Consider the following 15,749-nt stretch of genomic DNA (forward strand, 5'->3'; position numbering starts at 1 on the left):
TAATAACAACGTTTTACAAGGTTACTTGTATATGATTATTGGCGGCGAGATACATGACTCTATTTTGGCCGCCGTTAAAAAAGATAACCAATTTGGTGACACCTCAATTATCGCGGCTATTTCTATTGCGTTTATGTTGGCTATTCTATTAGTGTTATTCCGTTTTTTTACATTACCGCTTTGTAAAATATCTAATTCACTAAAAGACTTAGGGAACGGACAATGGAATAAGCAAGGTGTTAGCTTAAATTTAGATTTTCCAAAAGATGACGAATTACAACTTGTTGTTTCAACTATAAATAACTTGCTCGAAAAAATTCAAGGGCAGTTCTCTCAGCTAGAAAATATTGACGAGCAACGCCGTATCTTATTGGCAGACCTATCTCATGACTTAAGAACCCCACTGGCTAGCTTGCAAGGTTACATAGAAACGCTTTATATGCATGGGGAGCGTCTTTCGGCTGATGAACGTAAAAAGTTTATTAATATTTCCATGAAAAACTCTAAAAATTTAAAACGCTTAATAGACCAGATATTTGAGTTGGCATATTTAGAAGGCGGCCAGGTGACATTAAAAAATGAGTCCGTTGCCCTTGGTGAATTACTTTATGATGTGGCGGCTAAATTTGAGCTCAAAGCGGCTCGCAAAAACATTGTCATTAACGTTGAACCCGCTGAGTGCAATTATCAGATATTTACCGACATTGGCAAGCTTGAACGAGTGCTCTCAAACCTAATTGATAACGCCATTCGACACACACCTAAACAGGGTGAAATTACACTTTCTGTTTTTGAAGTTACAGGCGATAAACAGCAACTTCGAATAGAAGTAAAGGATACAGGAATTGGCATAAATCAGCAGGAGTTAGCGCATATTTTTCAGGCTCGCTATCGAGCTAGTAATAGCCGCGAAGATACCCAGCCTCACGCAGGCCTTGGATTAGCTATAAGCAAAAGTTTGGTGGCTTTATTTAAATCGGACTTATCAGTAGAAAGCGAAGAAGGCACTGGCACTCGATTTAGTTTCCAAGTGCCAAGAGTAACCAGCTTATAAGCTTTGCAGCTCCTTTTTTGCTAAGTTTTCAAGGTTGTCAGCATGATCAATACGACTCAATTTTTGAAGTATTGGTTTTGCATGCTCTGACTGAGCATTTAATATGTAAAGTTTCGCTAAACGATAACTTGCCCAGTGTTTGGAAGGCATAGTGATTGATATATCAGCGTTCAAATATTTATGTAATGCCGCAATTCCCTCTTCAACATATTGCTCTGAAAAAACAGCGTTTCGCCCAAGCTGATATGTGGCATTAAGTTTTGAATCTTTAAAGTCTTGTTCGCTCTCACCTGTGACCTCAGAGTAGTCAGCAATCGTGACTGCTTTATTAAACGCTAGAAACGCTTTATCAAATTTCTTTTTTTGTTGGTAATAAAAGCCAACAACATATTGGGCCGTTGCACTGGTTTGAAACTCACTTTCTAACGCCTTAATTGTCTTTGTTTCAAGTTTTTCATCGTCATCTTCCCTCGCTATACTGACTAAGCTTAATAACCCTTGCTGTCGGTTTATTTCAAGAAGTTCTGCTGCTGTTTTTTTTGCCTTTTTAAGCGAACCACCCGCAATGGCTGGCGCACCTAGATAAAACTGAATTAAACCTTGATACCCTTGCACATAATTTGTGTCTAGCTTTATGGTTTTGACAAAACCATTTTTGGACTTTTTAGCAAATGCACCTGCGCTGAATATTGACGCCTGTTGGGCTTGGCTTCCGTTTATCATAGCAAGCCAATAATGCAACTCTGGATCTGAAGGGAAACGAGCTATTAGCTGATCCATTGTGTTGCTAGCCTGGTCTAGTTTATTTTGAGCTAATTGAATCCGCGCTTTTAACAACCCCTGTTGTTTTTTTGAATCTACCGAAGATACTAATTCTGCTATCATCGTTGCCGCTTGTTCTAATTCTCCAATATAAAGAAGCCTTTCGACTTCGACGTATGAGTTATCAGTTACTTTTGGGGTAGATACGGCGCCAATAGTGCTTTTTTTGTTCGCTTCGCCTTTAGTTTGATTTACAGAAGCCGTTTGGGTTGCAATAGCTGGCCCGGTCAAGCTCACACTAAGCAGTAATAACGGCATTAACTTTATAGCTTTTTTCATGTTCATTTTATTGTCCTTTAAAGCCTTGATTGAATTTAGGAAATGTTTTTATTTCACGTTATAAATTTTACGGTACTTCGACGCGTATACATGAGACAAAAATCCACCCACAACACCAGGCATTATCCAGAACATGATTTGCATGTTGCTAGGCACTAAACCCGCTAAAAATGATTGTCCGCCAAAAACCAAAAATGCAGTATAAGCAGCAATACCCGACGCGATAATGTTAGTTACGTGCTCAATAATCCAAGTGCGCTTACTAACTTCTGCACGAAAAATATACTTAAGCATACCTATCGCTACAAAAAACGATAAAACACTAAAAATGGGATATAACAAACTTGCGCGCTGAAAGCTCAGCATACCAACGTAAACTGCAGATAACATTAATAAAAAAATAGGTACTAGGTGAGCAGGTGTTTTAAGTATTGAGCGATCGTCTTTTGCCTTAAGTACATTAATACCCTGTCGTGTTGTGCAAAGCACTAAGCAGGACAACATAAACAAAAATGCGGCTGTTGCTCTCGCTACCTCGACAACATTTGTTGCTTGCTCCAATGTAAACTGGTTGTTTGGGTCTCGCACGGCCAGCGGGTCAATAAATACTAACGTCGACATCAATATGCCGCTGTAGGCAACAATGGTCATGCCTTTGGCAAACCAATTTCCTGCTTGTTTGTGAAAAGCGCCGCCTTTTTTGCTAAAGATGGGCAGCCAGAATATAACGAGTCCAGCACTTCCTATTGCTATATGTAATACAAGTGCCAATTTATGAATTGATTCGTACATGTTTAGTTCCTGTCATTGGAGTTTTGAAAAACTAGAATTAGCTTAACCTTCTCCAAAAAAACCAACAGTGCATAAAGTCATGATTTAAAACCATGACTTTTGACCTATTTTAACTCAACCTGTTATTTGCCATAATCAGTTAATATCAAAACAATAAATGAAGAATATGTCTTTCATTAGTGCGGTAAAAAACACATTAGAATAGAAGATGTAATTGGCGTAGGCACATGGTTTTTCGTCTTTTTTATTACACTTCGAATGATGCCAAATGCTGACCCAGTCATTCAAAACAACCAGCCTTTTATCATCCTTGGATTTTTGGGTTACTTGATTTGCTTTATTGGCGCAACTCGAACATTTAACAATCGTCTGACTATTACCCACCAGCGCCTATTTTTCACCTTCATGCTGTTGTTCTCTTTTTTCATCATGAGCCTTATCCCTTTAGACTTTTTACCTATCTTAACCATTGTGTGGGCAGCAATTTCACTTCACTACTTATCCCCCGCTCGGGCATTTTTAATCACCTCAGTTACCGTGTTTACATGGTTTACGCTTTACGCAGTGTTATGGGAACAACGCGCCGCTTTTTATAGTGGTTTGCTTTATTATGCCTTCCATATGTTTGCTTTAATGACAAGTTTACAAGTGCTTAAAGCCCAACAAGCTTCTGACAAAGCTAAAGCGTTAAATGTTGAACTTGTTGCTGCTAAAGAGCTTTTAGCTGAGTCAACAAAACAACAAGAACGTACGCGAATAGCAAGAGAGTTACATGATCTTCTAGGGCATCATTTAACCGCCTTGAATATCAACCTTCAGGTCGCTAACCATCTCACGGAAAAATACGACTCACCGGCGGACTTAAAACAACCCATTTCTCAGAGTTACTTTTTAGCTAAGTTACTTTTAAGCGATGTGCGTGAAGCTGTTTCGGTTATTAGAGAGAATCAGCATATTGATATTTCTAAGGCCATAAAAGGTATTGAATCGTCATTCCCAAACTTAACCATTAATGTGACCGATACCGAATTAAATATTGAAAACATTGAGCTCCTGCATGATTTATTGCGCTGTATCCAAGAGGCCGTGACTAACGCCGTAAAACATGGCAATGCAAGTGTTGTAAATATTTGTCTTATTTCTACAGACTCCACAATTGAAGTTGAGATAACCGACAATGGCAACGGCTACGCAAATAGGAGCCGGTACGTAAATGAAAACTTAAAAACTCATAGCAACGTAAAGAAAAAAGACTACGTGGAGGCAAGTTCAAATAATAAGCAACTCTGCACTACACTGCCATTTGGAAACGGTCTGACAGGAATGCAAGAACGCCTATCCTCATATAATGGTACTGCAACATTTGAAATTATTGGAACTCAAGTGACTATTAGGTTAAACATCCCCCTATTAGACAATACTGAGGGAGCAAAAAATGACAATTAGTGTTTTGTTGGTTGATGACCAAATGCTAGTTAGAGAAGGTATCAAAAGCTTATTAAACCTCTCTGATTTTATAAAAGTAGTGGCCGAAGCAAATGATGGCAGCCAAGTCCTAGAGCAACTTTCACTGCACAAAATAGATATCATCTTACTTGATATGTCTATGCCTAAAGTGAATGGAATCCAAACGCTTAAGCTTTTACAAGAGAACAACATTACCATTCCCGCTATTATTTTAACAACCTTTGACGATCACCAACTTGTGTTACAAGGTTTAACTAACGGTGCAAAGGGTTATTTATTAAAAGACGTGTCACTAGACACATTATGCAATTCAATTCAGACTGTTTTTGATGGCCATACCTTGGTGCAGCCAGCTATAACTGAAAGACTCGTAGCCGGTGTAAAAAACCAATCTAATGACTTATCTTCAACAAGTGCGAGTTTTATTTATCAAGACAATCAGGTGGAGCTTTCAAAAAAAGAGATGGAAGTAGTTAGGTTAATGGCTTGTGGTTATTCAAATAAGGAGATTTCAGAAGCCTTATTTAAATCTGAAGGAACTATTAAAAATCACGTGTCTAATATACTGTCTAAATTTGGAGTGCGCGACAGAACGCGCGCTGTTTTAGCTGCTATTGAAATTGGTATATTAAAATAGCCTTAGGTAACTGGGAATATTATGTGCGGTAGACTTAACGTGATTGACGACATTGGTGTTCAACAACTGTGTGAGCAGCTCAATATACAGCTTTGGTCTGAACCCTTGCAGACAGGCCGCTTTAAACGTGCAACTGATAAAGTCACCATTGTTCGAGAAAATGCTGGCATTACTCAAGCCGATAGCGCTATCTGGTGGTTATTATTAGACAATCACACCGAAGGGTTTAAGCCATCTAAATACACCTCGTTTAATACGCGATATGACAAGCTAAATGTGCCTAGAAGCGCAGGCTTTGTGCCTTTTAAAGAAAGCCGTTGCATCATCCCCGCCAAAGGTTTTGGTGAAACGGAGTTCGTTAACAAAAAGCCAATACACTATTACGACTTTGAGGCCGAAGACAGACAAGCTATAGCCTTTGGTGGTTTATACAAAGAATGGTTAAACGTTAATACGGGTGAAACAGCGCTGAGTTGCTCCATCATCACCTTACCACCGCATGACAAAATCAAACACATTCATAGTAAAGCTATGCCTCTTCTATTGCCCCAAAACAAAGACTTACTGACTGCATGGTTAGACTCAACTCAAACAAACACTGAATTGTTTAACCACCTGTTGCAGCCACACTTGCCACAAAACTTGTGGGCTCAGGCCATCGACAAACCGAGTACATTTAATGCCATTGGCGATAGAAAGCTGATAAATGGCGATCGTTAATAACCGGTAAATTTATGACAAACTTATCAAAAACTACGTTCCTGAAGAATAACGGCGAAAAGTAATCTTTCAAAACATTTCGCCTGTTTAATTCACACACCTTATTCACATACCTTTTCGATTGTATTTTTTTGTTACTATAAGAATAACTAACGCTAGCAACAAAGGTATAAATGAAGCCCATAAAACAGTATGCCAACCGTAGGTGCTTAATAATCCGCCAGATGAAAAAGAACCTATTGCCACTAATCCAAAAACAATAAAATCACTAAACGATTGAGCACGATTTTTCTCTTCGGATCTTTGGGTTTCCAACACTAATGCTGACGCCCCTAAAAAACCAAAGTTCCAGCCTATGCCTAGCAAAATCAGCAATGCATAAAAGTGATAAACACCCTCACCTAAAAAGCCAATACTCGCTGAAATAGCCGTTAACATAATACCAAATATAGAAATACGAGCTGCGCCAAAACGTGTTATCAACCTGCCTGTAAAAAAGCTTGGCGCATACATTGCGATAACATGCCACTGCACTCCTAAGTTGGCTGACTCTTGACTATGACCATGCATATGCATGGCTAATGGTGCTGATGTCATTAGAAAGTTCATTACCATATAAGATGCAGCTCCGCATATAACTGCACTTATAAAGCGTGGTTGAAGTGCAATTTTAACGAGTGGTCTTCCCGAATATGGCTGGTGCCTTGGTGGTTTAATCGATTTAACACCAAATAAAATAATACCTGCAATCGCAGCTACAATAGCCTGAGCGATAAATGTCGCGGCAAACATCTTATCAGTCCAAAAGTGCATGGTATGCGTCACTAATTGCGAGCCAATAACACCTGCTGCCACACCTCCCGCCATTACCATCGATAGTGCTTGCGCCCGTTTATTTACTGGTACACCATCTGTCGCTGCAAACCGGAAAGAAAGTGCAACAGCTGCATAAGCACCACCAAAAAGTGCGGAAATACTGTATAGCCAAAAACTGTCTAAATATAGGGAAACTGCAGCCAAAATGCCGGTTAATACCCCAGCTCCTGTTCCTGCCATAAATGATGCTTGCCTACCATATTGCCGAGCTAATTCGCCAGCAGGTAAAACACAGATAGCCATACCCAAGACAAAAATAGAAATGGGTAAGGTTGCCAAAATAGCAGTAGGTGCCAAAGTGCTCCCTACTACGGCACCAGTCGCATATAACACAACACTATTGGCGCCCGAAAGCGCTTGGGCTAACGCCAAGCGCCACAAGTTAGATTTTTGAACTTGTGAGTCAAAAGTTTCATTTATATTTGTAGCGCTTAATTTCGGCATTTGAGTTACTTCCTAACTAGAGTTGCTGAGTCAACAAGCAATATTAAATGTCTAACGCCACTAAAAAGCGCGATACCATGTTGTAGGCAGCAACAGTTGCTATAGCCTCAACAGCTTCTGTTTCGCCAAATAACATTTTTAAACGCTCTATTACTTCGCTATCTACTGTTACTTTAGTGGTTGATTGATCCGTAAGCTCTAATAAGGCCTGTTCTTGTTCAGAGAAAAAACTTGAACTAACAACCACGTTTTTAAGCGCAGTCGCTTTTTCATCTGTGCCACCGGCTTGAATATACGCTGGGTAATGGACGTTCCACTCAAAATCAGCTTTATTTAATACAGCAACACGCAACATAATAAGTTCACGGAACTCAAGCGATAAACGAAAGTTTGCTCTTACTCGACCAAGTAACTCATTCCAACCTTTAGCTAAAGGAAAGCTTCGTAGAAGTAACCTATCTATGCCTATTAGCTCACCGTTTGGACGGCGACCTTGCATTTCAGCTAGTAGTTCTACAGGGGCTTCGTCGCCATCTTGCCATGGCGTTACTCTGACTTGTGACATAATTCTCATACTCCAAAATAAAGGCCGCTTAATTATTTAAGTGGGCTTTATTTTGGAGCAGAGGTTTACGGGCGATGAAAGTACTTAACCACAGAGATTATCTTTTACTGTGGTTAAATTTTTCTTTACTGGGTTTATCTATAACTTTACGTTTTTTACAAAAATACTGCACAGCTTTAAGAACTTGGAGTTGGATGGTTTTCCACCTCTTTGAACAGCCATTCTTTAAATGCTTTTATTCTTGGCAGTTCAGCGCATTCCGGCCGGTAAATAACGTAATACGCCAACGGCGATTCAAAGTTGATAGTAGGAAATATTCTTACTAGCCTTCCTGCCGCAAGATCATCTTTAACCATAACACTGCGAGCTAGTGCCACGCCCTGACCGTCGATTGCCGACTGAAGTACCGCAGCAGAGTTATTTATTTGAATGCTTTTAGTGGCGTGTGGAGTGGATACTCCGGCTTTTTTTAACCACGACGACCAGGATGGAAAACCAGTATGCGAGTCCATTGATTGGTCATGTATAAGAGTTTCATTCAATAAGTTGTCTACTAAATCTAACCGGCCTTTATCTTCTAAAAAAGTAGGCGAGCAAACTGGGTACACTTCTTCATCCATTAATTTCTCAGCGCTCAAGCCTTGCCAACTGCCAACACCAAAGCGGATACCCACATCTATACGTTGAGAATTAAAATCAACTGGCTTTAAGTTTGTATTTAAATTCACATTTGTTTCTGAACAAATAGTTTGAAAGTGATGAAGCCGAGGCAGTAACCATTTAGCAGCAAATGCCGGACTTACTGCAACCGTCAATACGCCACTTATGGCATTGTCTTTTAAAATATCTAAGCCTTGGACGAGTTTATCAAACCCTTCTCTAACTAGTGGCAACGCGCTTTGCGCAGTTTCTGTAGCAATTAATCTTGTTTTACCTGAACTCATTCTATGAAACAGCGGAGTATCTAGCCACTCTTCTAATGTTTTTACTAGTTGCCCTACTGCAGCCGGGGTTACATTCAGCTCTTCTGCAGCCGCAGAAAAGCTCTGATGTCGAGCACTTGCTTCAAATGCTTTTAGTGCATTGAGATGTATAGGTGATTTCATACGATAAACTTTTTCTTTATTGACGGCTCAGATTATCTCGTTTGTTAAACAAAGTAAATAAGTCAAAAATGCCTCCCAAGCCAAACAACAAGTCAATTGCCTTGATGGCAAATTAACACTTCTTGTTTTATTGATATAACTAATATAGCGCGAATTGGCGCTTGGAGACTTTATTATGACTACTCAATTTTCTGGTAAGAAACTACTCGTTATTGGTGGCACTAGCGGAATGGGTTTTGAAACGGCTCGTTTAATATTAGATCAAGGGGGACAAGCTGTTATCGTTGGTCACCGCAAAGAAAAAGCGCTAGCGGCAAAGGATCAACTATCCGCCCTAGGCGCTGTAGAAGTTCTAACCGCCGATTTAACGAGTGATGAAGGCGTACAGAACTTAATTGATACAATTTCACGTGATCACGCAGATGTCGATTTACTAGTTAATGCCGCTGGCGTGTTTTTTCCAAAACCATTTTTAGAACATGAAGGGTCTGATTACGACCAATATATGCAAATTAACCGTGCATTGTTTTTTATTACCCAAAAAGTAGCCGCTAATCTAGTCGCCGCAAAACGACCTGGCGCTATAGTAAATGTTGGCTCTATGTGGGGTAAACAAGCTATTGCCGCTACACCATCGTCAGCTTATTCAATGGCTAAAGCAGGCCTGCACGCCCTAACTCAACATTTGGCAATGGAATTAGCGACACACAACATTCGTGTCAATGCAGTATCACCAGCGGTTGTAAAGACGCCAATATACGAAGGTTTTATTCCTAAAGCCGAAGTAAACGATGCGCTACAAGGCTTTAATAGCTTCCACCCAATTGGCCGTGTTGGCACAAGCAAAGATGTAGCAAACACTATTGCCTTTTTACTGAGCGACAAAGCTGCGTGGGTGACAGGTGCCGTATGGGATGTTGATGGCGGCGTAATGGCTGGTCGCAACTAATTAACTTATAAACACGTAAAACAAAAAGGGACTACAACGCCCTAAATATTACATTAGATACCGGAGCAAATAACATGTCACAAGATTGGAACGAATATCGCGGTGAAGTAATTAGAACAGTTGGGAATTTTGCAAAACAAAGCCCAGATACTATTCGCGGATTAATGACGATGGATGGTGCTGGAGCCAAATCAGGTCACCTAGAGCCAAAAGTTCATGAACTGATTGCACTTGCTGTAGCTGTAACAACACGTTGTGATGGATGTATCGCAATGCACACTAAAAAAGCGGTTGAATTTGGTGCAAGCAGAGAAGAAATCTCTGAAGCACTAGGTGTCGCTGTCGCATTAAACGCAGGTGCAGCAATTACATACAGTGCACGTGTGCTTGACGCGCACACTCAATTAACAAACGCATAAATCAAAAAGAAGCTAAAGAGTAATAACAACATGTTATTACTCTTTTTATTAGGTTTAATAAGATGCAGATTAATTCAGATTTTTCACAAACAGCAGCGTTACAATTGAATCACTACAATTGGCGTACAACACCTCAAGTAGGTGTTCAGCGGGTCATGCTGGACAGGATTGGCGGAGAAAAGGCAAGAGCAACAACAGTGGTACGGTACGCCCCTGGGTCAACTTTTCCAAACCACTCTCATCCAGGAGGAGAAGAAGTTTTAGTGCTCTCTGGCATCTTTTCTGATCAGTCTGGGGACTACTCTCAAGGCTGGTATTTAAGGAATCCCCCCGGCTCTTCGCATGCCCCAAGCAGCTTAGGCGGCACTACTATTTTTGTAAAGCTATGGCAAATGTCACTGACGGAAGCAACCCACACACGCATCAATACAAACGATTCGGCTAACTGGGTAAAGGAAAATAATTACCACATTTGCCCTCTTTATCAAGATAAGGGCGAAGTTACTCAATTAATAAAACTAACGCCACATCAATGTGCGCCTCATCATTTGATAGGTCAAAAGGCCATAGAGTTGTTTGTACTAACCGGAAGCATTTTTCATAACAAACTGGAATACAAAGAAGGTAGCTGGTTAAGAGTACCAAGTAACAAACAAACGTTGATAAAGGCTGGAAATAAAAACGCTACAATTTATCTCAAAGTAGGAAACTTTAAGAATATAAGCTGAGGAGGCGGAACAATGCGTAAAAAAATTGCGATAATAGGTGGTGGACTCAGTGGCCTTTATGCTGCTTATTTACTTGAGCAAAATGGAATCACTGATTACATTCTACTCGAAGCTAGAGAGCGCTTCGGCGGAAGAGTGATGGACTTTAACAGTGATTCACAACTAGAAAACAATCGTTTTGATCTTGGTCCAACTTGGTTTTGGCCTGAGTTCCAACCACAACTTAATACGCTGATTAAAAGCTTAAAGTTAGATACGTTTTCCCAGTATGAACAAGGTAATATTCTATTAGAACGATCCCATTCTAAACCACCTAGTACCATGCCAGGCTATGCCAACTCTCCTACTTCCATGCGACTAAAAGGTGGTATGGGTGCTCTTATTAATGCCTTACGTTCAAAGCTTATCAACGAGCACATCATATCTGGTGCTTTTGTTGAATCAATTGTTCGCCAATCGGGTAATAATGAAGTTTGCTATAGAACATCGGAAAACACTAAAAATATAGTGAATGTAGAACATATTATGCTTGCAGTGCCGCCACGACTAGCCATAAAACAAATAAAATTCATACCGACATTACCAAGCGCACTAGCAGAAAACTGGAAAAATACAGCAACTTGGATGGCTCCACATGCTAAATACATCGCAGTATTTAACTCACCATTTTGGCGTGAACAAGGACTGTCAGGTAGCGCTCGGAGCAGCATAGGACCGATGACTGAAATTCATGATGCATCCAATCCAGACGGTCAAGCTGCCTTATTTGGCTTCATTGGTGTTAGCGCAGCCGATAGGCAAGGTATCAGTGAAGAAGACTTACTGAAACACTGCCGTGTACAGCTAGTTAGACTTTTTGGGTCTCAAGCTGAAAGTCCAACCATAGATATTGTTAAAGACTGGGCGATAGACTCTTTAACATCAACTCATTTAGATACCCAAATGACTAATACACATAATGCCGCGACATATAGCACTCCACAAGATGGTCCTTGGCATCAAAAGCTTGTAGGTATTGGCAGTGAATGGTCTAAGCAATTCCCAGGCTACCTTGCTGGTGCAATTGATGCCGCTAAAAAAGGCGTTACACATTATATAAACACACTTCAATAATATTTCACTTTATAACTCATGTAAGGAGACACTCATGATCAATGATGCAATCTACGTTTACTCACTAATAGGAATCGGAGGCACGATTGTATTGGATATTTATGCTGGACTGCTCGCTAAATTCTTTAAGTTACCTGCAACAAACTGGTTATTGGTGGGTCGGTGGATAGGACATATGAAGTCGGGCCAATTTTGTCAACCTGCACTAGCAAAAGCGGATAAGATCCCTGGCGAACTAGCCATTGGTTGGGTTGTACATTATTTAATTGGGATTGCTTATGGTTTAATATTAATGGTGAGTGTAAACACTGAATGGATTGAAACTCCCAACCTACTGCCTACCTTACTTGTTTCTTGGCTAGGTATTGCAGCGCCTTTTTTTATTATGATGCCCGGCATGGGAGCGGGACTTGCTGGTGCAAAAACCCCGAACCCGACAATAACACGAATCAGAAGCTTTGCAGGACATACCGTATTTGGTTTGGGTATGTTTATGACAGCAACACTATTGAACCACCTTTAATTTAAGCTAACCAGGAATAACGCTATTTATGAATATTTTAAACTTAGAAAGTTACTACACTCACATCAAATTAGTTGGCTTAATCGCCATTGTAATTTCGGCTGTAGCATGGAGTACAGACTTAACAGGTCTGGTTTACGTATGTCCTTATTGTAGAGTTCAACGCTCAGTTATTGGTATTTTAGGACTTTTACTAGTTTCACCTTTTATTCATCATTGGGTAGGTAAATATATTGCGTTAGTAGTTGGTTTTTTTGGTGCAACAGTTGGTGCTAATCAGCACTTTATGGGGTGGAAAAAAATATCAGCTGGCACATTTGAATTTAAAGATAACCTTTTAATTGACCCTTTTATTCTATCCGGCTTTTCTTTGACTGGCATAATTGGACTTACGTTCCTTGCCGTTACGTTTAGAGAAATGAATTAATTGAAGTGATATTTTGAACCACTAAAACCTTGATAGTCAAGTGTGTAGCGGCTTGTAGAAGGAATTGGTCGGACTGACTGGATTCGAACCAGCGACCCCTGCTCCCCCAGAGCAGTGCGCTACCAAACTGCGCTACAGTCCGATACTCAATATTGCTTGTAATGAGGGCTAACAAGCAATATTGGCTTATCTGCTTCGATAATATAAAACTTTGATTTTAAATCAACTATAGAATGTTTATATGCTATCCAACCGGTGGTTTATTAAGCTCTAAGTTTCTATTAGACTTATAAATATCTTGTAGCCATCTCATGTGCTCGATAAAAGGTTTTGGCTTCGAATACAAATAACCTTGTCCAATAGGGCAACCAAATGAAGTTAATAACTCTGCTACTCGCTCATTTTCAATGCCTTCTGCAACCGCATTAACACCTAAACGCTTCGCTAATGACAAGGTCACTTCTGTTATCGTTCTATTTCGTTCAGAAACATCAATGTTCATAAAGCAACGGTCAATTTTAAGTTCATGGAAAGGTAATTGACTCAAATAGTCTAAACTTGAATATCCTGTTCCAAAATCATCAATCGCAATCTTAAAGCCTTGATTATAGAGTTGGGTTAAAACCGATTTAGCCTGCTCAGGATCATCCGCTGTTGCGGACTCTGTCACTTCAAATGTTACCGTTTCATGTGAGATATTATAACGAGCAGCTGTTGTTAAAATATGAGCTACAAGGCCATTATCGTTAAAGTCTTTGCCCGATATATTAATCGATACATTCGCTCTCAATTCCAGTTTGCACAGTTTAGAGTGTTGCTCAAAACCTTTTTCGATAACCCATTCGGTAAGTTGATGAATTACGCCTGTTTCCTCTGCAATATCAATTACCAAGGATGGGTCAACAAAACCTTCTTGTGGGTGAAACCATCTCAACAATAGTTCACTGCCGTAAACCTTGTTATTAACCATATCAATTTGTGGTTGGTGGTAAAGCTCTAAGTCACCTTGTTCAATGGCGTTTTGAAGATCAGCCGCTAACCTAAAGCGCTGCTGTATATCAATATTTCGCTGCTCATCAAAACGAGCCCACTTTTTATTAGATTTACGACCAGATATTAGCGCTTGTATTGTTGTGCTTAATAATCGCTCTGGCTCTCTTGTATCATCAGGGTAACATGCAACCCCAGCAACACTGCTCACCGACATGGTCACGCCATTGAGGTTAATAATATTGGACACTGCATTTTGTATAGCTGAAACATTTTGCTCCAGCTCCTCAGCTTCTAAATCCCCAACAAACATAACGGCAAACCGAGACTCGTCTATTCGTACAATATGATACTTTTGACCACTACTATCTTTTGCAAAGATATAGGTCTCTTTAATCGTAGAAACATAAGCTTCAATATTAATGAAAAGTTGCTTGAAGAATAAATTAGCCGACTCTACGCCTAGTGCAGGAATCAGATCTTTCGCTTGGGGAATATCAAATACCATTAGATAAACAGGTTTTCTGCCAGCGCCTACTTTTTTAATTGCCGACTCTAGTAGAACCTGATTAGGGAGTCCTGTTGCTAAATCATGATTAAGGCGATATTCGCGCTCTACTTGAGTTGCTCGAAATCTATCTAGAAGCGCAACCGCCATTAAGCATATTTCAAAAATCACACCTAGAAGCGAACCATTTCTCGTTAAAAAATTGTAACTTAATGTTCCGTTGAATGATGATACTGTTAAGTACGTACCTGCTAATAGCGGTACCCATGACATCAGGTAATAATGAACCCAAATTAATTTACTCTTATAGACGAGAGATACCAATACAAAGATATACAAATAATTCACTGAAAGAATAATCATGTATAACGGAAATATCGTGCCTTCATTATAAAACAAAGCAATAAAAGCAAACGTAAAATTGATATTTGAAAACTGTTGCCCCCAAAGTTTTAGCTTTGGATATATGTCTTCAATTCTAACAAACGTGTAAGCAAAGCGCATCGCAAAGCCTAGCGTTAAAAAATGCATCGGCATTAATAGATTTGCATTCGCTTGGATAGCCATTGCCTCAGGCAACCAAAAAAATATAAACCCATTCATCATGGAAATAGCAAGCGTAACGCTAGATATATAGCCTATATATATCAAGCAAGACGGATCTCCAGCACCGCGATACATGAAGTAGTTGTAAATAACCATGATCATGCCAATTCCAAACAATGCACCTAATAAAATAAGCTGAGCACTTGTTCGGTATTGCGAGTCGGTGACAGATTCAATTAATACAGGCGTTGCTGTTGAGCCATTTGATTTTATTCTTATAAAGATATCTGTTGCGCCAGACATCCCACCAAACAAACTCACCTTTGGAGATACATGGTCTATGGCGTACTCAGAGGTGTTTAGATCACCTAGTACCTTTTCAAAACGGACTTGCCCGTCGTTTATGGCGTAAAAATGAATTATATCTAATGTGGGGTTATCAACACTTACACTAAAAGGCTCTAGATACCCTAGGTTAGAAACTGTGGATATTTTGTACCACATTGAAAAGTCCATTGAGTCTGGTGTATGAACTTTTTGTTTGTCTTGCTCAAACACTGTACTAGGTAATAATTTAACTTGGTCAATCGTCAGTACATTTGATGTATCGTCAATGTACTCGACATTAAACTGTTGATAAATATCACTATCGTGTTTGTCGGGCGAATAGAAAACAGCATAAACCAACGTAACTAACAACATTGTTAGCCACGCTAATATAACCAACATAGAACTGGGTTTGCTTAATACCACAATTCAAACTCCAAATTTTTAACTTTAAATA

Annotated in this window: 16 protein-coding genes and 1 tRNA gene; 10 read left to right on the forward strand and 7 right to left on the reverse strand. The window is 39.7% G+C overall.

Going from position 1 to position 15,749, the window contains the following annotated elements:
* Positions 1-31: 31 nt before the first annotated feature.
* The gene (locus tag GNP35_RS06895) at positions 32-1,054 is read left to right on the forward strand and encodes a sensor histidine kinase (RefSeq protein WP_230961326.1); all 1,023 of its coding nucleotides are present in this window, start codon (positions 32-34) and stop codon (positions 1,052-1,054) included.
* On the opposite strand, the gene GNP35_RS06900 is transcribed toward GNP35_RS06895, so the two are convergent.
* Both GNP35_RS06900 and GNP35_RS06905 read right to left on the reverse strand, forming a co-directional pair.
* A complete protein-coding gene (locus GNP35_RS06900) occupies positions 1,049-2,161 on the reverse strand; it encodes a tetratricopeptide repeat protein (RefSeq protein WP_155695427.1) in 1,113 nt (370 codons plus the stop codon). The two genes, GNP35_RS06895 and GNP35_RS06900, sit on opposite strands and share 6 nt — an antisense overlap.
* A 42-nt stretch (positions 2,162-2,203) precedes the next feature.
* Positions 2,204-2,947: a hypothetical protein gene (locus tag GNP35_RS06905; protein WP_155695428.1), complete on the reverse strand. Its 744-nt coding sequence runs from the start codon at positions 2,945-2,947 to the stop codon at positions 2,204-2,206.
* Positions 2,948-3,205: 258 nt separating this feature from the next.
* Between GNP35_RS06905 and GNP35_RS06910 the strand changes: the two genes are divergently transcribed.
* The 3 genes from GNP35_RS06910 to GNP35_RS06920 are packed head-to-tail and all read left to right on the forward strand — an operon-like array spanning position 3,206 to position 5,771.
* A complete protein-coding gene (locus tag GNP35_RS06910; RefSeq protein WP_155695429.1) occupies positions 3,206-4,393 on the forward strand; it encodes a sensor histidine kinase in 1,188 nt (395 codons plus the stop codon).
* Positions 4,383-5,051, forward strand: coding sequence for a response regulator transcription factor (locus GNP35_RS06915; protein WP_155695430.1), 669 nt, complete (start codon positions 4,383-4,385; stop codon positions 5,049-5,051). The genes GNP35_RS06910 and GNP35_RS06915 overlap by 11 nt, the downstream gene beginning before the upstream one ends.
* Before the next feature lie 21 nt (positions 5,052-5,072).
* A complete protein-coding gene (locus tag GNP35_RS06920) occupies positions 5,073-5,771 on the forward strand; it encodes an SOS response-associated peptidase family protein (protein WP_155695431.1) in 699 nt (232 codons plus the stop codon).
* A 105-nt stretch (positions 5,772-5,876) separates the two neighbouring features.
* On the opposite strand, the gene GNP35_RS06925 is transcribed toward GNP35_RS06920, so the two are convergent.
* The 3 genes from GNP35_RS06925 to gcvA form a co-directional block, all read right to left on the reverse strand.
* Positions 5,877-7,091 carry an MFS transporter gene (locus tag GNP35_RS06925; protein WP_155695432.1) on the reverse strand — a complete coding sequence of 405 codons (1,215 nt, stop codon included), beginning with the start codon at positions 7,089-7,091 and terminating at the stop codon, positions 5,877-5,879.
* Between the two features lie 43 nt (positions 7,092-7,134).
* Positions 7,135-7,656 (reverse strand): carboxymuconolactone decarboxylase family protein, encoded by a 522-nt coding sequence (locus GNP35_RS06930; RefSeq protein WP_155695433.1) that lies wholly within the window; start codon positions 7,654-7,656, stop codon positions 7,135-7,137.
* A gap of 176 nt (positions 7,657-7,832) precedes the next feature.
* Complete coding sequence (gene gcvA / locus GNP35_RS06935; RefSeq protein WP_155695434.1) at positions 7,833-8,762, reverse strand: transcriptional regulator GcvA; 930 nt, start codon at positions 8,760-8,762, stop codon at positions 7,833-7,835.
* 175 nt (positions 8,763-8,937) lie between these two features.
* Here gcvA and GNP35_RS06940 point away from each other — a divergent pair, with 175 nt between their 5' ends.
* The 6 genes from GNP35_RS06940 (at position 8,938) to GNP35_RS06965 (ending at position 12,921) form a co-directional block, all read left to right on the forward strand.
* Positions 8,938-9,711, forward strand: a complete 774-nt coding sequence (locus tag GNP35_RS06940; protein WP_155695435.1) for an SDR family NAD(P)-dependent oxidoreductase — start codon at positions 8,938-8,940, stop codon at positions 9,709-9,711.
* A gap of 74 nt (positions 9,712-9,785) precedes the next feature.
* Positions 9,786-10,130: a carboxymuconolactone decarboxylase family protein gene (locus GNP35_RS06945; protein ID WP_155695436.1), complete on the forward strand. Its 345-nt coding sequence runs from the start codon at positions 9,786-9,788 to the stop codon at positions 10,128-10,130.
* A gap of 62 nt (positions 10,131-10,192) precedes the next feature.
* On the forward strand, positions 10,193-10,858 hold the full coding sequence (locus GNP35_RS06950; RefSeq protein ID WP_155695437.1) for a cupin domain-containing protein: 666 nt from the start codon (positions 10,193-10,195) through the stop codon (positions 10,856-10,858).
* A 12-nt stretch (positions 10,859-10,870) separates the two neighbouring features.
* Positions 10,871-11,971, forward strand: a complete 1,101-nt coding sequence (locus tag GNP35_RS06955; RefSeq protein ID WP_155695438.1) for a flavin monoamine oxidase family protein — start codon at positions 10,871-10,873, stop codon at positions 11,969-11,971.
* Between the two features lie 34 nt (positions 11,972-12,005).
* Positions 12,006-12,494 (forward strand): DUF2938 domain-containing protein, encoded by a 489-nt coding sequence (locus GNP35_RS06960; RefSeq protein ID WP_155695439.1) that lies wholly within the window; start codon positions 12,006-12,008, stop codon positions 12,492-12,494.
* A gap of 28 nt (positions 12,495-12,522) precedes the next feature.
* Complete coding sequence (locus GNP35_RS06965) at positions 12,523-12,921, forward strand: hypothetical protein (protein ID WP_155695440.1); 399 nt, start codon at positions 12,523-12,525, stop codon at positions 12,919-12,921.
* A gap of 65 nt (positions 12,922-12,986) precedes the next feature.
* On the opposite strand, the gene GNP35_RS06970 is transcribed toward GNP35_RS06965, so the two are convergent.
* Positions 12,987-13,063: transfer RNA gene (locus GNP35_RS06970), tRNA-Pro, on the reverse strand.
* 102 nt (positions 13,064-13,165) lie between these two features.
* The gene (locus GNP35_RS06975; protein ID WP_155695441.1) at positions 13,166-15,694 is read right to left on the reverse strand and encodes an EAL domain-containing protein; all 2,529 of its coding nucleotides are present in this window, start codon (positions 15,692-15,694) and stop codon (positions 13,166-13,168) included.
* Positions 15,695-15,749 lie beyond the last annotated feature (55 nt).

The organism is Psychrosphaera haliotis (genome assembly GCF_009728465.1).
GTDB classification, from domain to species: Bacteria; Pseudomonadota; Gammaproteobacteria; order Enterobacterales; family Alteromonadaceae; genus Psychrosphaera; species Psychrosphaera haliotis.